The sequence below is a fragment of the Mesorhizobium sp. 10J20-29 genome, assembly GCF_054130485.1.
On sequence record NZ_CP199156.1, the window covers coordinates 2061344 to 2079877 of the forward strand.

At 62.2% G+C, this 18534-nt stretch carries 16 protein-coding genes; 10 read left to right on the forward strand and 6 right to left on the reverse strand.

Annotation, left to right across the window (positions count from 1 at the left end; all coding sequences use genetic code 11):
- Positions 1–34 precede the first annotated feature (34 nt).
- The 4 genes from ACT2BZ_RS09870 to ACT2BZ_RS09885 all read left to right on the forward strand — a co-directional run bounded on the left by ACT2BZ_RS09870 (position 35) and on the right by ACT2BZ_RS09885 (position 3836).
- The gene (locus tag ACT2BZ_RS09870; RefSeq protein ID WP_457940778.1) at positions 35–790 is read left to right on the forward strand and encodes a DeoR/GlpR family DNA-binding transcription regulator; all 756 of its coding nucleotides are present in this window, start codon (positions 35–37) and stop codon (positions 788–790) included.
- Positions 791–845: 55 nt separating this feature from the next.
- A complete protein-coding gene (locus tag ACT2BZ_RS09875; RefSeq protein ID WP_457940779.1) occupies positions 846–1358 on the forward strand; it encodes a TRAP transporter small permease subunit in 513 nt (170 codons plus the stop codon).
- Positions 1355–2677: a TRAP transporter large permease gene (locus ACT2BZ_RS09880; RefSeq protein WP_457940780.1), complete on the forward strand. Its 1323-nt coding sequence runs from the start codon at positions 1355–1357 to the stop codon at positions 2675–2677. Before ACT2BZ_RS09875 ends, ACT2BZ_RS09880 begins: the two co-directional genes overlap by 4 nt.
- Positions 2678–2744: 67 nt before the next feature.
- On the forward strand, positions 2745–3836 hold the full coding sequence (locus ACT2BZ_RS09885) for a C4-dicarboxylate ABC transporter (RefSeq protein WP_457940782.1): 1092 nt from the start codon (positions 2745–2747) through the stop codon (positions 3834–3836).
- Between the two features lie 104 nt (positions 3837–3940).
- Here ACT2BZ_RS09885 and ACT2BZ_RS09890 read toward each other — a convergent pair whose 3' ends face one another.
- The 4 genes from ACT2BZ_RS09890 to ACT2BZ_RS09905 all read right to left on the reverse strand — a co-directional run bounded on the left by ACT2BZ_RS09890 (position 3941) and on the right by ACT2BZ_RS09905 (position 8484).
- Positions 3941–4591, reverse strand: coding sequence for a GntR family transcriptional regulator (locus tag ACT2BZ_RS09890; protein ID WP_457940784.1), 651 nt, complete (start codon positions 4589–4591; stop codon positions 3941–3943).
- A gap of 101 nt (positions 4592–4692) precedes the next feature.
- Positions 4693–5553: a transglutaminase-like domain-containing protein gene (locus tag ACT2BZ_RS09895; protein ID WP_457940786.1), complete on the reverse strand. Its 861-nt coding sequence runs from the start codon at positions 5551–5553 to the stop codon at positions 4693–4695.
- Positions 5554–5736: 183 nt separating this feature from the next.
- Positions 5737–7860, reverse strand: a complete 2124-nt coding sequence (gene katE, locus ACT2BZ_RS09900; RefSeq protein WP_457940787.1) for a catalase — start codon at positions 7858–7860, stop codon at positions 5737–5739.
- Between the two features lie 117 nt (positions 7861–7977).
- Positions 7978–8484 carry a YciE/YciF ferroxidase family protein gene (locus ACT2BZ_RS09905; protein ID WP_457940788.1) on the reverse strand — a complete coding sequence of 169 codons (507 nt, stop codon included), beginning with the start codon at positions 8482–8484 and terminating at the stop codon, positions 7978–7980.
- 315 nt (positions 8485–8799) lie between these two features.
- Between ACT2BZ_RS09905 and ACT2BZ_RS09910 the strand changes: the two genes are divergently transcribed.
- The 6 genes from ACT2BZ_RS09910 (at position 8800) to ACT2BZ_RS09935 (ending at position 16094) form a co-directional block, all read left to right on the forward strand.
- Positions 8800–9099, forward strand: coding sequence for a hypothetical protein (locus ACT2BZ_RS09910; protein ID WP_457940789.1), 300 nt, complete (start codon positions 8800–8802; stop codon positions 9097–9099).
- A 403-nt stretch (positions 9100–9502) separates the two neighbouring features.
- The gene (locus ACT2BZ_RS09915; protein ID WP_457940790.1) at positions 9503–9841 is read left to right on the forward strand and encodes an NAD-dependent epimerase/dehydratase family protein; all 339 of its coding nucleotides are present in this window, start codon (positions 9503–9505) and stop codon (positions 9839–9841) included.
- Entirely contained in the window at positions 9772–10548 is a 777-nt protein-coding gene (locus tag ACT2BZ_RS09920) for an NAD-dependent epimerase/dehydratase family protein (protein ID WP_457940791.1), read from the forward strand. Before ACT2BZ_RS09915 ends, ACT2BZ_RS09920 begins: the two co-directional genes overlap by 70 nt.
- A complete protein-coding gene (locus ACT2BZ_RS09925; protein WP_457940792.1) occupies positions 10545–11816 on the forward strand; it encodes a glycosyltransferase in 1272 nt (423 codons plus the stop codon). The genes ACT2BZ_RS09920 and ACT2BZ_RS09925 overlap by 4 nt, the downstream gene beginning before the upstream one ends.
- Positions 11817–11840: 24 nt before the next feature.
- Positions 11841–14660 (forward strand): DUF3131 domain-containing protein, encoded by a 2820-nt coding sequence (locus ACT2BZ_RS09930; RefSeq protein ID WP_457940793.1) that lies wholly within the window; start codon positions 11841–11843, stop codon positions 14658–14660.
- Between the two features lie 87 nt (positions 14661–14747).
- Positions 14748–16094, forward strand: coding sequence for a nucleotide sugar dehydrogenase (locus tag ACT2BZ_RS09935; protein WP_457940794.1), 1347 nt, complete (start codon positions 14748–14750; stop codon positions 16092–16094).
- Between the two features lie 109 nt (positions 16095–16203).
- On the opposite strand, the gene ACT2BZ_RS09940 is transcribed toward ACT2BZ_RS09935, so the two are convergent.
- Together ACT2BZ_RS09940 and ACT2BZ_RS09945 are read right to left on the reverse strand one after the other, a co-directional pair.
- Positions 16204–18093, reverse strand: a complete 1890-nt coding sequence (locus ACT2BZ_RS09940) for a bifunctional sugar phosphate isomerase/epimerase/4-hydroxyphenylpyruvate dioxygenase family protein (RefSeq protein ID WP_457940795.1) — start codon at positions 18091–18093, stop codon at positions 16204–16206.
- The gene (locus tag ACT2BZ_RS09945; protein ID WP_457940796.1) at positions 18090–18527 is read right to left on the reverse strand and encodes a type II 3-dehydroquinate dehydratase; all 438 of its coding nucleotides are present in this window, start codon (positions 18525–18527) and stop codon (positions 18090–18092) included. The genes ACT2BZ_RS09940 and ACT2BZ_RS09945 overlap by 4 nt, the downstream gene beginning before the upstream one ends.
- Between the last annotated feature and the right edge of the window lie 7 nt (positions 18528–18534).

The window sequence follows — 18534 nt, forward strand, 5'->3', positions numbered from 1 at the left end:
CTGCCGCTTGTTTCGTGTCAAGTTTGGGGGCGGAATGAAACCAAAGCAACGGCAAAGCCAGATCGCCGCGATCATCGACAGGGACGGGCAGGTCTCGGTCGATGCGCTGGCGGTGCGCTTCGACGTGTCGACCGAAACGATCCGTCGCGACCTCGGCCTGCTGGCCGAGGCCGGCATCGTGCAGAAGGTGCATGGCGGCGCCAAGCGGCCGCGCCTGCAGTCCGAGTCGAGCTTCCAGCAGCGCATGACCGAGAACGCCGAGGCCAAGCGGCAGATCGCCGTGAAGCTCGCCGGCGTCATCGAGCGCGGCGACACGCTGTTCATCGACACCGGGTCGACGACGCTGGCTTGCGCCGAGGAACTGGCGCCGACCGGCGGCATGACCGTGATCACCAATTCGCTGCGCGTCGCGCAGGTGTTCGGCGCGGCCGGCGGCGACAACGCGGTCTACCTGCTCGGTGGCGGCTACAGCAGTGACAATGCCGAGACTGTCGGCCCGCTCGCCATCCGGCAGGTCGAAGCCTTCCAGGCCGACTACGCGGTGCTCACGGTCGCCGCCATCGACGCCAAGGCGGGCGTGATGGACGCCAATTTCGACGAGGCGCAGATGGCGCGCGCGATGATCGGCCGGGCGCGAAACGTGGTCGTGGTGGCCGACGCCACCAAGTTCGACCGCCGTGCGGCGTTCCAGGTCTGTGCGCTGTCCGATCTCGATCTGCTGATCAGCGACACGCCGCCGGACGCGATGTTGACCGCGTCGCTGCGTGAGGCTGAGGTGACAATCCGATGAGTTCCGGCCACACTGCGATTTCGTGCCTATTCTCGACACAGTACCAGGGGCAAGCATGCCAGCCGCAATAAGACACTACGTGCGGATAATCGACCGGCTGTCCGACTATGTCGGCTACCTGGCCATGATGCTGATCTTCGTCATGGTCGGCGTACTGCTGCTCGACGCGGTGACCCGCAACGTTGTCCACATACCGCTGCACTGGTGCATCGAGTTCGCCCAGTTCACGTTGGCGGCCTATTATTTCATGGGCGGCGCGATGACCATCAAGGACGATTCCCACGTCCGTATGGATCTGTTCTACGAGCGCCTCTCGCCGCGCGGGCGGGCCAAGATGGACCTGGTCACCATCGGCTGCATGCTGTTCTACCTGTCGGTCATGCTGATCGGCTCGATCTCCAGCCTGAAATACGCCATCGAGACCGGTGAGCGGCGCTTCTCGATGTGGAATCCCTCGATGATCCCGATCAAGGCGCTGATGGTCGCCTGTCTCATTCTCATGCTCCTGCAGGGTGTGTCCCTCGTCTTCAAGCATATTGCCACACTCCGCGGAGCCGACCTTTCATGAGCTATGAGCTTATCGCCATACTGATGTTCGCATCCATGATGGTGCTGCTCATGACAGGGCAGCGCGTCTTCGCGGCGATCGGCTTTGTCGCGGCTGGCGCGGCGCTGCTGCTTTACGGCCAGGGCGCCGTGGAGATGCCGTTCAGCGCGACCTTCAAGCTGTTCAACTGGTTCCCGATGCTGACGCTGCCCCTGTTCATCTACATGGGCTACATCCTGGCCGAGTCAGGCATTGCCGAGGACCTCTACCGCATGCTGCATGTTTGGTTCGGCCGGGTGCGCGGCGGGCTGGCCATCGGCACGATCTTCCTGATGGTCATCATTTCGGCGATGAACGGCCTGTCGGTCGCGGGCATGGCCATCGGCGCGACAATCGCGCTGCCCGAGATGCTGCGCCGCGGCTACGACAAGGTGCTGATATCGGGTGTCGTGCAGGGTGGCTCCTCGCTCGGCATCCTGGTGCCGCCGAGTGTCGTCATGGTGCTCTACGGCATGATCGCGCGCCAGCCGGTGAGCCAGCTCTGGCTGGCTGGCGTGGTGCCCGGCCTGCTGATGGCGGGGATGTTCGTCATCTATGTGGTGATCCGCTGCCGCATCAACCCGGAACTCGCGCCGGTGGTTTCCGATGAGGAACTGAAGATGCCGCTGCGCGAGAAGCTGGCGCTGCTGCGCGCCGGCATCATCCCCTTCCTGATCTTCTTCACCATGACCGGCCTCTTCGTCATGGGCATCACCAGCCTCGTGGAGAGTTCCGCGGTCGGCGCCACCTCGGCGACCATCGCCGCGGCGCTGAAAGGCCGGCTGTCTTGGAACCTCATCACCGAGACGGCGCGCAAGACGCTTGCCATCTCCTGCATGTTCCTGTGGCTGATCCTGGCGGCACTCGCCTTCGGCGCCATCTTCGACGGGCTGGGCGCCGTGCGCGCCATCGAGTCGCTGTTCATCACCAGCTGGGACCTGTCGCCCTGGCAGGTGATCATCATGATGCAGCTGTCCTTCATCATCATGGGCATGTTCCTCGACGACACTGCCATGCTGGTGATCGTCGCGCCGCTCTACGTACCGCTGGTCAAGCTGCTCGGCTTCGACCTGGTGTGGTTCGGCGTGCTCTACACCATGACCTGCCAGATCGCCTACATCACCCCGCCCTTCGGCTATAACCTGTTCCTTATGCGCGCCATGGCGCCAAAGGAGATCGGGCTGAAGGACATCTACCGCTCGATCTGGCCCTTCGTCGTGATGATGGCGTTGACCATCGCGCTGGTCATGATCTTTCCGCAGCTGGCACTCTGGCTGCCCCACCATGTCAGGGGGATCTGAACCCCCGACTGCCGCCAACGGCCCGCAGAGGCCGCAACACCAGTTCCACCAGAGGAGTAAAGTGACGATGACGAAAGACAACAAGACGCAATCTCCATCCGAGAAGATCCTGGCGAGCCGCCGCACCTTTCTGCGCAATGCGGGTTTCGGCGGCGCGGCCCTTGCCGGCTCGACGCTTGCCGCGCCGGCCATCGTGCGGGCACAGGCACCCATCAAGTGGCGCCTGCAGAGCTATTCCGGCGCGCCGCTCGGCGCGCACGTCATCAAGCCGCAGATCGACGCCTTTAACGCGGCGGCCAATGGCGAGATGGAGATCGAGCTCTATTACGCCGACCAGCTGGTGCCGACGGCCGAGTTGTTCCGCGCCATGCAGAACGGCACCATCGACGCCGTGCAGTCGGATGACGCCACCATGGCCTCGCCGGTCGACATCTCGGTGTTCGGCGGCTACTTCCCCTTCGCCACGCGCTACAGCCTCGATGTGCCGTCGCTGTTCAACTACTATGGCCTGAACGAGATCTGGGCCGAGGCCTATGGCGAGGTCGAGAACGTGACCTGGCTGTCTTCGGGCGCCTGGGATCCGCTTCACATCTTCACCGTCAACAAGCCGATCCGCAGCCTTGCCGACATGAACGGACTGCGCGTCTTCGGCGTGCCGACGGCCGGCAAGTTCCTGTCGAAATACGGCCTGATCCCGGTCACCGTGCCATGGGACGACGTCGAGGTGGCGATGCAGACGGGCGAGCTCGACGGCGTCGCCTGGTGCGGCTTCACCGAAGCCTACGAGGTCGGCTGGGCGGACGTCTGCAACTACGCGCTGACCAACTCGGTCACCGGCGCCTGGTTCGGCTCCTACTTTGCCAACACCGAAAGCTGGAACAAGGTGCCGCCGCACCTGCAGCAGCTCTACCGCTCGACCATCGACCAGTCGCACTACTATCGCGACGTCTGGTACTGGGGCGGCGAGGCGAAGCTCCGCGTCGAGGGCGAGAAAATGGAACTGACCTCGATTCCGGCGGAGGAGTGGGGCAAGGTGGTCGACGATTCCGAAGCCTTCTGGGACGAGATCGCCTCGGCGAGCCCGCGCTCGGCCAAGGTGGTCCAGGCGTTCAAGGACTATGCCGGCGTGATGAAGAAGGCCGGCTACCCCTACCGCTGAGCGGCAGGCGGAAACCCTCCCGGCAAGCCGGGTAGAAGATCGGGATGGCGGGCTTCGGTCCGCCATTTTCGTTTGCGGCAGTCTCTGAATGCCCCGCCCGGCGGTCAGCGCGTCGCAGCCAACTCCGCATTGCTGCGCAGCATGGCCATCAGCTGTGCGGCACGTTCGCCGGCGGCCTCCTCGTCATGGCGCACGATCGCCTCGATCAGCTCGACATGGTGGCGGGCGGAAACTGCAAGCCCGGTCTCGCGGTGGAAGCGGTACCAGAAGCGGCGGCTGTGCGTCTGCAGCGGCGCGGCGAGCCGGGCGGCAAAGAAATTGTCGGCGGCCAGCGCCAGCGCCTCGTCGAGTGCCTTGTCGGCCTCGAGGAAGGCCAGAACGTCGGAAGAGGCCGTCGCACGCTGCATAGCCCGCGCCGCCTCCTCGAAGAGCCGCGCCGTATCCAGCGTGACGAAGCGCGCGGCAGACCGCGCCAGCACGATCTCGACGCCGGCGCGCGCGTCGATGACGCGCAGCCAGTCGCCGGCATGCAGGGGCGCGATGGCAAGCCCGGCGCGCGGGCGGATCTCGATCAGGCTTTCCCAGGCCAGACGCTGGATCGCCTCGCGCACCGGCGTGCGGCCAAGCGCCAGCCGGTCGATCAGCGCTCCTTCGGTGGTGGTGCTGCCTGGTGCAAGTTCGAGGGTGACGATCAGCCGCTCGAGTTCGCGGTAGGCCCTGATCGCGGCCGGCTCCACCCTGTCATTAAGCATCATTAATCCTGTCGCCGGCCGGATAAGGTTCGGTCCGGTGCGACACTACAGATGGCTGATATATCAAACAAGCGACGAGCGCCGTTGACCCCAGGCAGTGAAGCCTAGCCGGCGCCTGGCCCCGGTTCTTCGGTCGAGATCGCGTCGGTGGTGCGCGTCGAAGGCTCGGGCGAACCATCGGCGCGCTCCATCGAGATGTTGATCGGTCCGGCCTCCATCTGGCCGAACGGCGTGGCAAAGGCGATCTCGGCCGCATCGCGGCCGGCGCCGATGCGGATGAGGCCGTCGAGATTGGCCTGGCGTGTGCCGTCGAACAGCCACCAGCGGCCGTCGAGATAGGCCTCGAACACAGCGTGGAAATCGCCGGGCTCGAGTCCGTGCGCGTAGCAGCTGACAAAGCGCGCCGGGATGTTGAGGGCGCGGCAGAAGGCGATGCCGAGATGCGCGAAGTCGCGGCAGACGCCGGCCCGCATGATCAGGCTTTCGTCGGCAGTGGTGAACTGGTCCGAGGAGCCGCGCTGGTAGTCGAGATTGTCGTAGAGCCAGTTGCAGATTTGGGTGACACGCTGGTGGCCGGGCGGCACGTTCCCGAACTCGCGCTGCGCGAAGGCAGCGAGCCTGTCGGAAGAGACGAAGCGCGACGGCAGCAGGAAGGGCATGATGTCGAGCGGGAGGTCACCGAGCGGCGTCTCGTGCACCGTTGCAGGATCCGCACGGTGCACGTCCAGTGTGACTTCCGCCTCGTAGTGGACGTCGAGCGGACCGGCATCGGCATCGACGCTGACATACCGGTTCTGCATGTCCGGCACCGTGTGGCTGCGCCGCGTGAGTTGCGGCGAGAAAGTCAGAGTCTCGACGAGGTCGCGGTGCCTCGGCAGCCGGGCCACCTCGATGTTGAAGATGAAGAGGGTCAGGTTCATGACCTGATATGAAAGGTCGCAGCCCAGTCTATAGCGGACGGTCATCGTTTTGGTCCTTGCAAAGATTTGCCTGACATCAGGAGTTGGCGCGTTGCCGTTTGCCGTCATCGAAGCAGAATCCGGCGGGCAGGGGAATGACTGGGGTTGTAGCGGCCTTCTTGCCGATCCTTGGAACGCGAAAGGCGCCCGGCGCGGCAGAAACCGCGCCGGGCGCCTGTCCGGGGTGACTTACAGCTTGACCTTTGGCTCGCGCGCCCAGAGGCGTAGCTTGCGGCAGCTCTCGATGAAGCTGGAGATGCCGGCAGCCGAGCCAAGTTCGATGAAACCCTCGTCAAGCTCGACCTGCGCCTTGTCGAAGAGCGGCTGAGCCGCCTCGACATGGCCGATGAACTTGCAGTGGGCGAAGGCATCGGCCACGAAATCGCGGGCCGTTGCCTCCTTGGTGAGCTTTTCGGCGCCTTCCGGGCTAACGATCAGCGCCACCGCGTCGTAGAGCACGGACGGACCGCCGTCGATCATCTGGTGGCCCTCGATGAAGCTGCCATCGGAGGCCTCCACGCCGCCGACCTTGGGCGCGATGATTTCCATCATGGCGCCCTCCTTCTTCAGCGCTGCGGCGAGCTTCTTGACGATGCCGGCGTCGCAGCCGTTAGTGACCAGCACGCCAACCTTGCGACCGGCGAAACTGGCGGGACCATTCTTGACGATCGACAGCGCATCGGAGGCCGGCAGGTCGTCGCGCGGTGCAACGGCGGCGTCGGCCTTCTTCGGCAGTTCCTTGATGCCGAGTTTGTCGGCTACGGTCTCGGCCAGCCCCTCGTCGATGTTGAGCAGGTGCGAGACCATGCGCTCGCGGATGACGGGCGTCTCGACCTTCGACAGCTCGAAGGTCAGGGCCATGGCAATATGCTGCTGCTCGGGCACCGTCTGGCTGATGAAGAACTGCCGCGCCTGGCTGTAATGGTCGGCAAAGCTTTCCGGGCGCAGCCGGACCTTCTGGCCCTCCTCGGCATCGGCGAAGGAACGGAAGCCGCGCTGCGGATCCTCGCGCGGTCCCATGCCCCAGGAATTCGGCTCGTAATTGGCGCGGCCGACCGGGTTGCGCATCGCCATGTGGCCGTCCTGCTGGAAATGGTTGAACGGGCATTTCGGCGCGTTGATCGGCAAATGGCTGAAATTGGTCGAGCCCAGCCGTTTGATCTGCGTGTCGAGATAGGAGAAGTTGCGGCCCTGCAGCAGCGGGTCGTTGGAGAAGTCGATGCCTGGCGGCACGTTCTGCGTCATGAACGCCACCTGCTCGGTCTCGGCGAAGAAATTGTCGGGCATGCGGTCGAGCACCAACCGGCCGACCGGCATCGGCTTGATGATCTCTTCAGGGATGATCTTGGTGGGATCCAGAATGTCGAAGTCGAAACTGTCGGCAAATTCCTGGTCGAACAGCTGGACGCAGAGTTCCCATTCCGGAAAATCGCCGGACTGGATGGCCTGCCAGAGGTCGCGGCGGTGGAAATCCGGATCGGCGCCATTGATCTTGACCGCCTCGTTCCAGACCACCGACTGCAGGCCGAATTTCGGCTTCCAGTGAAACTTGACGAAGGTGGATTCGTCATTGGCGTTGACCAGCCGGAAGGTATGGACACCAAAGCCTTCCATGAAGCGGAAGGAGCGCGGGATGGCGCGGTCCGACATCACCCACATGATCATGTGCATGCTTTCTGGGGTCAGCGAGATGAAGTCCCAGAAATTGTCGTGCGCCGACTGGGCCTGCGGGAAGGCGCGGTCGGGCTCGGGCTTAACCGAGTGAATCAGATCGGGAAACTTGATCGCGTCCTGGATGAAGAAGACCGGAATGTTGTTGCCGACGAGATCCCAGTTGCCCTCCTTGGTGTAGAGTTTCACGGCGAAGCCGCGCACGTCGCGCGCCACATCGAACGATCCCTTGGAGCCGGCAACGGTCGAGAAACGCACGAAGGCCGGCGTCTTCTCACCGGCGCGCTGGAAGATGTCGGCGCGGGTGTATTCGGCGAGCGAATCATATGTCTCGAAATAGCCGTGCGCGCCATAGCCGCGCGCATGCACCACGCGCTCGGGAATGCGCTCGTGGTCGAAATGGAAGATCTTCTCGCGGAAGTGGAAGTCTTCGATCAGCGTCGGGCCGCGCGTGCCGATCTTCAGCGTGTTCTGATCGTCGGAGACCGGAACGCCGTGCGCGGTGGTCATCGCCTCGGTATCGCTGCCGGCGGTCTGGTGCAGTTCGCCACCATTGCCGCGCGCGAGCTTCTGGTCGTGGATGGTGACGGCGGATCCGTCGGACCGGCCGGTCCTTGCTGTCTTGCTGGGCTTGCGGGCCATTGAAATACCTCGGATTGGTGGACTGGAAGCGGGCGGGGGCGTGGTTTGCAGTGCCTCGCGGGGCCGAAGACCTCGAAAGAAACGACCCGGGAAGACAGGGCTTCCCGGGTCGGGTCGTCAGGCGGCCTTCTTGGCCTTGGCCCGCTGGTTGGCGGAAGCATCCGCGAGCTTGGTCAGGTCGCCGTCGGTCTTCGATTCTTCCTGCAGCGTGGCATCAAGCAGCTTGGCGGCGTCGTTCATCCCGAGCTCGGTCGCCCAGCGCTTCAGCGTGCCGTAGCGGGTCATCTCGTAATGCTCGACTGCCTGTGCCGAGGAGATCAGTCCCGCGTCGAGGGCGGCCGTGTCCTTGAACTCGTCCATGATTTCTTCGCCCTCGGCGATGATGCCTTCGATGGCATCGCAGGTCTTGCCGCGGGCCGGCTTGCCAAGCAGTTCGAAGACCTGCTGCAGGCGCTCGATCTGGCCCTCGGTTTCGGTGTGATGCTTGTCGAAGGCTGCCTTGAGATCGTCGGACTGGGCTGCGCGTTTCATCTTGGGCAGCGTCTTCAGGATCTTGCGCTCTGCGTAGTAAATGTCTTTCAGCGTGTCGTGGAAGAGATCTTCCAGCGTCTTTTCCTTGGCCATGTTCTGTCCCTTTGACTTGGAGTGGGATCACGGGGGCGTGATCTGTCCTTCAACTCACGATGGCCGCGGGCGTTCCCGGACTGCCGACGATTTTTCTGGGACAGTTGCGCGATGGCCTGCCGACGCCCGTCATGCGCGGCCGGATGCCGGGGTGCAGCGTGGATTACACTTTAAATGACAGGCGTTTGGCGGCACGGCGCCGATCACGATGCCGTGTCCGGAGGAAGAAATTTTCCCGGAACTTTCCGTCCGCCCGGCGGTTCGTTTGGCAGTGCAGTTACCGACTGCCGGAACGAAACAAGGAAGGAAACCACCATGAAAATTCTTCTCGCAGCATCCATGGCCCTGATGATGGCCGGCGCCTCTTTCGCCCAGGAAACCTCGTCGACCTCGGCGAGCGATCGCGGCGGCTCTGACCCGGCGAACTATCTCAACAGCCCGAGCGTCCACCAGTTCTACACCGACGATTCGATGACCACCCTCCGCTCGAATGAAGAGATCAAGGCCGCCTGGGAGGCCATGTCGGAGGAAGACCAGGCCAGCCTGTCGACGGCCTGCGAGGCCAACACGGATCCCAACCGCGACGAGCTCTGCCTGTCGATGCGCACCAACTAAGCGCAGACTGATAGGCGCCGCATAGGTGGAGGAAGCCGCTGCCGACTTAAGGTCGGTGGCGGCTTTTTCTTGTCGCAGCGGCCGGCGCCACTTCGGACAGTGTGTGCCAGTTCGGGCCACTCGATTGCCCGTGGCTATGGCGGCACATTCGCCGTTTCAATAGCGAATGAATCAAGCGCGTCCCGCTGCCCCATAGATTGCTCAATGTCAACGGTGCTTACTCCCGCGGAGCTCAAAGGAAGTGTTTCAATTCGATACAGCAATCCTCTGAAGGCCTCATTAGTTAAGAGTTTTCAGCATCTTAAGGTCCTGCTCTCGTTAACTATACATTAACGATAAAGTTGCCGCCCTGTGGAAAACCTGCAACTTTAACGTGGGTCGGACAAGTGGTGGGTGTAGGTGCATGCGTAATCTCAGACTGAATCGTAACCGTTGCCTTGTTGCCGGTGGGGCAGGCTTCATCGGTAGCAACCTTGTCCGCGCGTTGCTGGCAAGGGGGATGCAGGTGGACTGCGTCGACGACCTGTCGACAGGGCGAGAGAGTAATATTGTCGATCTGAAGCGGAATCCATCATTCCGGTTCATCCAGCTCGATGTCTCAAATGCCGAAGACTGCACGCGCTTCTTGCGACGTCATTATTCCCGAGTATATCACCTGCGTGTCCGACCGGCGTGCCCAACATCGAGCTTCTCGGTGAGGAGATGCTGCTGGCATCCTCGGCAGGAACCTACAACCTGCTGAAAATCGCCCGCACCTCCGGTGCACGCTTCCTGTTCACCAGCACTGCGGAGGCATACGGCGACCCGCAGGTTTTCCCGCAGGCCGAAACCTATGCCGGCAATGTCGATCCGGTTGGACCGCGCAGTGCGTACGAAGAAGCAAAGCGCTTCGGAGAGGCGCTCACCTGCTATTACGGTCGCAAGTACGGGGTCGACGCACGCATCGTGCGCATCTTCAACACATACGGTCCGCGAATGTCTCCGGAAGACCAGCGGGTCATTCCTCAGATGATCGGCAGCCTGATCAATGGCCAGCCGGTCTTGATCTATGGGGACGGCTCGCAAACGCGCACGTTCCTGCATGTCGATGACCTGATCGACGGCCTGTTTACCGTGATGGAGCGCGGGTCGAACGGCGAGGCCTACAACATTGGTGGCAGCAGGCAGCTCACGATCAAGCAGTTGTTCGAGGCCGTGAAGAAGGCGACCGGTTTGTCCGGGAGAGCTGTCTTCCAGAGGCACTTCATCTCGGATCATCGCGGACGCTGGCCGGACACATCGAAGGTCGAGGCCCTGGGATGGAGCCAAAAGGTCAGCCTGGCCGACGGCTTGAGAGAGATGTACGCCGAGTTCGTGTCCTCGAAGGATGAGCGTCGCTCGGACGAAGTGACCCTCGTTGCCGCGTTCGCAATGAATGGCCGGAGCGGACGGCCTCAGGCACGTGTATGACAACGTTGTTCAATAGCGGTTGGCTGTTGCCGATAATCGCTGCGTCGCTCGGTGTCAGCATAACTTTTTGGTGTACCGTCGGCATTGCCCGCCTCGTATCGGAAAACCTGTTTGCGCCTCGGCGCCGGCAACCTCTGCTGTCGGTCGACGATGTCGCGGTGGTCATTCCTGCACACAACGAGGAAGTGGCCCTGCCAAAGTGTCTTGCCGCGCTGAGGGCGATCGTTCCTGCCTCCCAGATATTCGTGGCGAGCGACGGCTCCAGGGACCGGACGGTAGAGCTGGCTCGTGAAGCCGGATGTAACGTTGTCGATATCCAGCCGAACGGTGGCAAGGCAAAGGCGCTCGCTACCGCTCTCGTAGAGTTCGACCTTTGTGGTCGATACAAGGCCGTCCTTATTCAGGACGCCGACTCCGAAATCGACCCGCACTATCTCGAGCATGCACTTCCGCTTCTGGACGATCCGAGAAACGCGGTGGTCGCCGGCCATGTCCTTTCCCGGTGGCGCAGCCAGTTCTGGCCCAGTCCCGACTTGCTCTACGCCGCGTACAGGACCCGGCTTTACCGTCTCCTGCAGACGGCTTTTCAGTACGGCCAGTCATGGCGTTGGACGAATGTGAGCTATATCGCGCCGGGGTTCGCCAGCATGTATCGCGCGAGTGTTCTTGAGCATATCGACATCACGGCACCCGGGCTCGTGATCGAAGATTTCAACATGACCTTCGAGGTGCAGCGCAAGCGGCTCGGCCGTGTCGCCTACACGCCGACAGCCCGCTGTTCGTCCGAGGATCCCCTCACGCTGAACGATTACCGCAAGCAGGTTCAGCGTTGGTATCTCGGGTTCTGGCAGACAGTCTGGCGCAACGGTGTCTGGCCCAGCATGTTCTGGCTGTCGCTCGGCGCGCTGCTGATCGAGCTGCTCACGATTTCCGCGTTTGTGCTCGCCTTGCCAGTCATGCTGGCGTTGTACCTCACCGCGGGTATCCACGTTCCGGCTTTCTCGCTGCTCGACATGGATGTCGAAATGATCTCGCCGGTTCCGCTGGTCGCTCTCTTCCTTGCGACGGATTACGCACTAACGGTTGTCGTATCCCTGGTGGAACGTCGTCCGAGCATGCTTCTGTATGGACTTCTTTTCCCGCTGATCCGCCTTCTCGACGCCGCGCTCTTCTGGCGCGCCCTGGTTGTTTCGTTCATCGCCCAATCGGATGGTCGCTGGGTCAGTCCCCAGCGCTACGGACCCATCACGACCGTGGCCGAAGCATGACCGCCGGATTGAAAAGGAGCTGACATGAACGTTACGAGGCGCAATCTTCTCCTCGGTGCGCTAAGCGTACCGGCAATGTCCATATTGGGGCGCTCAGCCGCCAGGGCGGCATCGGCTACGTTGCCCAACCCACTCGTCATTACGATCAGCGGCGCCGACCCCGCATCCGATCCTATTCGGCTCGCGACGATCGTCAGCCCGTTCCAGATCCGCGGAATCCCCGTCACATTGACGGTCAATCCTCATGGCGGCGAAGGCGCCTTGCTCGAATATGATTCCAAGATGGCGCGATACCTGCGCGACATCATCCAGCAAGAGCGCCGAGACATCGAGATCGGGCTTCATGCAGAGACGCTGGAAGCTACGGATCCGTATTTCCAGTTGCGTCAGGTGAGTGCCGCTCAAGCGCACTTCTCCAAAGCCATCAACCAGTACGAGCGGTACAAGGACAAGGCTGTAACGACAGCATGCACCTTGACCACCAATTCGCCGCTCGCCTCCTATCAGGACGGGGCAGCGATGCGAGCGGCGGGAATTCGCTCGATAATTCGGTTAGCTGCCGGCGTGAAGGATGTAGCCAACCTCCAGCCCGACCAGGGTGGATACTGGACGACCGACACCGGGCTCGTGAACCTGTTCGGCTCGCCCAAGAGCAGCAGCCGTCCTTCGCGCAAGCGCAAACCCAACCCTGCCTCTGTTGCGGCGGGAATAGACAAGCTCGCGAATTCTGACGAGCCAATCATCGTTGACATTCCCTACGCTGCTTTTGACAAGATGAGCGAAGGCGATCTTGCAAGCTACGCTACCGAGATTGCCCAGGCAGCGCTGCACGCCGGGGAATCAGGTGAAGCAAGAACTGTCCTGCCGATGGAATTGCATCGGCAAAGCCACCCCGACAACCATCGCTTCGTTGTAGTCCGCTTCGACGATCTTAGGGTCAACGCGAAGTCCGACATCACACAAATGGCGTTCGTCGAGGAACTGATCAATGGCGGTTACCCCGTCACCGAAGCGGTGGTCCCCGCTCCGTCAGACTACTTCCTTTCCGCCGACGGCGCGGTAGAGGCATATCTGCGGCGCATGTTGCAGCATCCTCGATACGACGTTTCCACGCATGGATGGCGCCACCTTCCATCGGAGCTCGTCGGCAACTCGATTGAGAAGAACCTCGATCTGATCCGCTACGGCGTGGCCGAGGTCTCGCACGCCAGCGGCCGCATCCCGGCGTCTTACATTCCGCCGAACAACGCCTATGACGAAAACACGCTGATAGCCCTTGCGGGCATCGGCGCGACCGTCATCAGCGCGGAGAAGCGCGATTTCCGATGGTTTACCGGAATGGATGAGCGGGGTCTTCTGCACGCTTCCAACACCGTCATGTTCGAAGAATCGTGGGAGGCCGATGCCCCCTATCACGACACGCAAACGGTTCTGGATCTGGTCGGCGACAAGAATGATGCCGTTTTCAGCGTCCACCTCAACACGGCGAACACGCCACAAAGGATCGAGCAGATCAAGGACGTCATCTCGACCCTGTCCGGACAAGCCGGCACGAAGCTCGTCAACTTCGAGGAGTATCGAAGAATGGTCCTGCCGCCATTGGCAGCATACGACCGAATCTGCGGCGCGCGCGCCGAGGTGCAGATCCGCGACTGGAACCCCGTCGACATGACCGATGCCGAGAGGGGCCTGCTTCTCAACGATGCCGAACTTGCGTGGCGGTACTTCGATTGGGGAATGAAGACCTTCAACGGCATTGCTCCCGGCACCTCATGGATGGAGGACGGAAGCCAGCAGGGCTACCCATTCGCCACCATGTGGGACGTTGCGAGCATGGTCATGGCGACGGTTTCAGCCAAGCGACTGGGGCTGATCGATAATGGTGAACTCGAGGAACGCAGCAGGCGTATCATCGAGTTTCTTGGCGAACAGACCTTCCGCTATGCCGGCGTCAAACTGCCGCCGGCAGAGCGCAGGCTGAGCACCCAGGCAGGCGAACGCAGCGGATTCGACTCCGCGGACACAGGCCGGTTGCTCATCGCGCTCAAGGTGCTCGACATCGAGTCCGGAAGCAGTCTCGGGATCGACAAACTGGTTGGCAGTTGGGGCCTTCACAAGATCCTGATCAAGGGAGAGATGCATCTTGTCAGCGGGAAAGGCCGCCTGACATCGGTCCACGCCAACAGCTATGCGAATTATGTTGCCAACGGGTATCGCCTGTGGGGTTTCGAGACCAAGCCGGTTTTCGGCGAACAGGACCCAAGCCGCAATATGGACGATGCCGTCGAAGCCCTGCGCGAGATTGCCGACCGCGGCCGCATCGCCACGGAACCGCACCTGACGGAAGAAATCGAACTCGGCGGCTCGCCGCACGGACGGTTTTCGTCGGACATCCTTCTCGATGCGCAGGTCAAGCGCTTCCAGGAGACGGGAGTGCTGACAGCGGTATCTGAAGGTCCGGTCGCCTTTGCGCCCTACTTCACATACCAGGGCTACCAGATCACGCCTGACGGGGGTGAATTCGTGGTCGATGCGCCGACCAGCAAGCAGGCGGGCAAGACAGCAAGACGCGAAGCGGACCTCAGGATGGTCAACAGCAAGGCATCCTACCTTTGGTACGCCTGCCGGCAAGGTAACTACAGTGACAGGCTGATTTCGCTCATTCGCGACAAGGGCAAGATTCCGGAAATAGGTTTTGCATCCGGTGTCGGCGAAATCAGTCAGTCGGCTGTCGAAGTCGCCGACGTGAACACTAACGGCATCATTCTCGAAGCCATTTCCTACATTGTGAACGAACGAACGCCCTTTCTCGATCGCGAAGTCACATCGGGTATCCGGGACTAGTGCGATGACCAGGAAACCGGCTCCGAGCAGTGCAATCAATCCGGCGCGCCCAAAAGCGGCAAAGCGCCATTTCGAGGAGAGCTCCAAATGCTAGTCGCAGAACATGCACGGGCGGCTTCGCTGTTTTCCAAGCTTGAGACGCGTACCGCTACGGTCGGCATCGTGGGTATGGGCTATGTCGGCCTCCCACTGGCTTCGGCCGTCGCGCGGGCCGGCTTCAATGTCATCGGATTCGACATCGACCGGTCGAAAGTAGAGAAACTCAATGGCGGCAAATCATACATCGACGCGGTGAGCGACGCTGCGTTGCAATCGCATATGGCCGAAAAGCTGTTCAGAGCAAGTTGTGACTTCGCCCAGTTCGAGGAATGCGACGTCATCGCGATCTGCGTTCCCACCCCGCTGACCAAGCAGCGCGAACCCGACCTGTCGTTTGTCGAAAAGACCACCCGGTCAATCGCGCAACATCTGCGCAAGGAGCAGCTCGTCCTTCTGGAATCGACGACCTATCCCGGCACGACCGACGAGTTGATGAAGCCGATCCTGGAAGCCACGGGCCTGCGCTCGGGCCGCGACTTCTTCCTCGGCTATTCGCCGGAACGCGAGGACCCGGGAAGTGCGGGCTTCGAGACCGCGACCATTCCCAAGGTTGTCGCGGGCGACGGCCCGGTTGCCTCGAAGCTGGTCGCGCAGTTCTACGGTTCGATCGTCGAGAAGGTCGTGCCCGTGTCGAGCATCAAGGTCGCGGAAGTGGTCAAGCTGACCGAAAACATCTTCCGGGCCGTCAACATCGCCTTGGTCAACGAACTTAAGGTGATTTACGACGCCATGGGGATCGACATCTGGGAAGTCATCGAAGCCGCCAAGACCAAGCCATTCGGATACATGCCCTTCTATCCGGGCCCGGGATTGGGCGGCCACTGTATTCCTATCGATCCCTTCTATCTCACCTGGAAGTCACGGGAGTTCGAGGTGTCGACCCGCTTCATCGAACTGTCCGGCGAAATCAACGTAGCAATGCCGCACTATGTCGTGAGCAAGCTGATCGACGCCCTGGACACACGGCTTGGCCTGCCGCTTAGCCAGTCTTCGATCCTGATCGTCGGCGTCGCCTACAAGAAGAACGTTTCGGACGTCCGGGAGAGCCCCGCGCTGAAGCTGATAGAACTGCTTGAGAACCGTGCTGCCGACATCGCCTATCACGATCCGCACGTTGCCCGCATTCCCAAGACCCGCAAGCACCCGACGCTTGCTGGCAAGGATTGCATCCGCCTGTCGCGAGACTCGATTGCCGCCTACGACGCGGTCGTCATCGTGACCGATCACGACGATATCGACTACGCGCTTCTCGCCAACCATTCGCGATTGATCATCGACACACGCAATGCAATGCAACGCGCCAACATCATCTGCGATCGCGTGGTGAAGGCCTGAGGCCGCTCGGATCGGCGCTTCTGAGGGTGGGCCAGCCCTCGTGCGAAGCGCCGGCTTCCGGGAGTAAGGCAGCGAGATCGTGGACCCGCGCTGGGTGTCGTGAAGCTGCCTACGCGCGTGTCGCGCGCGGCATCCCTCTCGGCCTCAGCATGCGCCGTTGCGCCGCGATCCTGAAAGGCGCGTTGGCCGCGCCATATCCCCGGTACCCTCCGCGCCGCTCGACGATCTCGAAGAAGAACGCCTCGCCGAAGTTGCCGCTGTAGAACTGGAAGAACTCGCCGTGCTCGTCGCGGTCGTACAGGATGTTGAGGTCACGCAACGTCTCGACGAACCCGGCCTCAAGGCCGAAGCGGGCCGCGATATCGTCGAAATAATTGGGCGAGATGACCAGCGGCTTGAAGCCACGGTTGCGCAGGCGCCGCGCGGTCTTCAAGATGTCGCCCGTCCGGAAGGCGATATGCTGGACGCTGGACCCGAAAGTCTCGGCGATAAACGTCCCGGCCAGGGTCTTGCGGTTTTCGGCGCCGTTCAGGGTCAGGCGCAGCGAACCGGACGCGTTCTCGATCACTTGGCTGCGAACCAGCCCGGCCGGGTCGACGACGTCGACCATCGGCGACTTATGCACCTGGAAGATCGAGGTTAAGAACAGAATCCAGGTCAGCATCTCTTCGTAGTTCATGGTCTGGGCCACGTGGTCGATGCTCCGGAAGGCGCTGTCGCCGGCATCCGAGCCGGTCGGCTCGAATTCGATCTCCCAGACGCCCTCGGTCTTGCCATCGACAAAATAGAGTACGCCGCCGCCAACGCCCCTAATGGCGGGGATGGCCAGTTCGCCCGGCCCGTGACGCTGCTCGAAAATGTCGGCGCCGAGCGCGCGCGCCCGCTCGACGGTTGCCGCGGCATCCGCCACCTTGAGGCCGATTGCATAGGCCGACGTACCGTGCACCAGATAGGACGAGTGCGCGAAGCCCTCCTTCTCGGTGTTGACGACAAGATTGACGGCACCCTGCCGGTAGAGCGTAACCTCCTTGTTGCGGTGCCGGGCGACGGCCGCGAAACCCATCGCCTCGAACAGGGTGCCAAGTTCCTGGGCCTCCTGCTCGTTGGCTGCGAATTCGATGAATTCGATGCCTTGCGCCTCGACGCGGTCGGGAATCTCGGGGACGTCGATGGATATTGCCGGCTCGGCACGCGCCACCTGGTCCATCAGGTAGATCAGCGAACGCCGGCCGTCGACGGCGATGGACCGCGGCGAGCCGCCCCGGAACTGGTCGTTGAAGATCTCTAGCGACAGCGGACCGTCATAGCCTGTTGCCGCTACCGCGCGCATGAACTCGGTTACCGGCAGGTCGCCTTCGCCCGGCATGTTGCGGAAGTGACGGCTCCAGTAGAGCAGGTCCATGTCGATCAGCGGTGCGTCTGCGAGTTGGACGATGAAAATCCTGTCGCCGGGGATAGCGCGGATCGACCCGACGTCGATCTTGCGCGCCAGCGTGTGGAAGGAATCGAGGATCAGCCCGGCATTCGGGTGGTCGGCGCGCCGCACGACCTCCCAGGCATCGCGGTGGTCGCTGATGTGCCGGCCCCAGGCAAGTGCTTCGTAGCCGATGCGCAACGACCTCTTGGCTGCCCGCTCGCCAAGTTCGCGGACATCGGCTGCAGCCCGGTCTATCCCGCCCAGCGCGAGCGGCGAGACGTTTGAGCAGACGAGCATGAGATCGGTGCCAAGCTCGGCCATCAGGTCGAACTTGCGCTCGGCACGATCCATGGCGCTTGTGCGCTGTGGTTCCGGCATTCCTTCGAAGTCGCGGAACGGCTGGAACAGCGTGATCTCGAGCCCATGGTCGCGCACCATGCGGCCGACCTCCGCCGGGCTGCCGTCGAAGGTCAGAAAGTCGTTCTCGAAGATCTCGACTCCATCGAACCCTGCCGCCGCGATAGCCGCCAGCTTCTCGCGCAGGTCTCCACTGATCGAAACGGTGGCGATCGAGGTTTTCATCTGTCGATCATGTCGAGCAGCGCGTGCACGGCCAGCGCATAGCCTTTCGGACCGAGCCCGGCCAGCACCGCGGTCGCGACCGGGGAGACGAGCGAGTGATGGTAGATTTCCTCGCGGCGATGGATGTTCGAGATGTGAAACTCGATGATCGGCCCGGGAAACATCTTGAGGGCATCGAGGATCGGGATCGACCGGAACGTCAGCCCGGCCGGGTTGATCAGGATGCCCGCGCCGTCGTCGATCGCCTCGTGGATCCAGTCGACGAGCTGGTGCTCGGCATTCGACTGGTGGAACCGGACCGGCCAGCCCCCGGCGGCCTCCCGGCACATGGTCTCGACTTCGCCGAGGGTGACCGTTCCGTAGATCTCCGGTTCGCGCATGCCGAGCCGGTTAAGGTTGGGTCCGTTGAGCACGAAAATCGGTTTGTCGGCCATGAAGGTC

Coding starts and splice junctions, on each gene's coding strand:
- ACT2BZ_RS09935 (WP_457940794.1), top strand. CDS start 14,748: ATGCTAGTCGCAGAACATGCACGGGCGGCTTCGCTGTTTTCCAAGCTT.
- ACT2BZ_RS09890 (WP_457940784.1), bottom strand. CDS start 4,591: ATGATGCTTAATGACAGGGTGGAGCCGGCCGCGATCAGGGCCTACCGC.
- katE (WP_457940787.1), bottom strand. CDS start 7,860: ATGGCCCGCAAGCCCAGCAAGACAGCAAGGACCGGCCGGTCCGACGGA.
- ACT2BZ_RS09885 (WP_457940782.1), top strand. CDS start 2,745: ATGACGAAAGACAACAAGACGCAATCTCCATCCGAGAAGATCCTGGCG.
- ACT2BZ_RS09940 (WP_457940795.1), bottom strand. CDS start 18,093: ATGAAAACCTCGATCGCCACCGTTTCGATCAGTGGAGACCTGCGCGAG.
- ACT2BZ_RS09870 (WP_457940778.1), top strand. CDS start 35: ATGAAACCAAAGCAACGGCAAAGCCAGATCGCCGCGATCATCGACAGG.
- ACT2BZ_RS09945 (WP_457940796.1), bottom strand. CDS start 18,527: ATGGCCGACAAACCGATTTTCGTGCTCAACGGACCCAACCTTAACCGG.
- ACT2BZ_RS09895 (WP_457940786.1), bottom strand. CDS start 5,553: ATGACCGTCCGCTATAGACTGGGCTGCGACCTTTCATATCAGGTCATG.
- ACT2BZ_RS09910 (WP_457940789.1), top strand. CDS start 8,800: ATGAAAATTCTTCTCGCAGCATCCATGGCCCTGATGATGGCCGGCGCC.
- ACT2BZ_RS09905 (WP_457940788.1), bottom strand. CDS start 8,484: ATGGCCAAGGAAAAGACGCTGGAAGATCTCTTCCACGACACGCTGAAA.
- ACT2BZ_RS09875 (WP_457940779.1), top strand. CDS start 846: ATGCCAGCCGCAATAAGACACTACGTGCGGATAATCGACCGGCTGTCC.
- ACT2BZ_RS09925 (WP_457940792.1), top strand. CDS start 10,545: ATGACAACGTTGTTCAATAGCGGTTGGCTGTTGCCGATAATCGCTGCG.
- ACT2BZ_RS09915 (WP_457940790.1), top strand. CDS start 9,503: ATGCGTAATCTCAGACTGAATCGTAACCGTTGCCTTGTTGCCGGTGGG.
- ACT2BZ_RS09930 (WP_457940793.1), top strand. CDS start 11,841: ATGAACGTTACGAGGCGCAATCTTCTCCTCGGTGCGCTAAGCGTACCG.
- ACT2BZ_RS09880 (WP_457940780.1), top strand. CDS start 1,355: ATGAGCTATGAGCTTATCGCCATACTGATGTTCGCATCCATGATGGTG.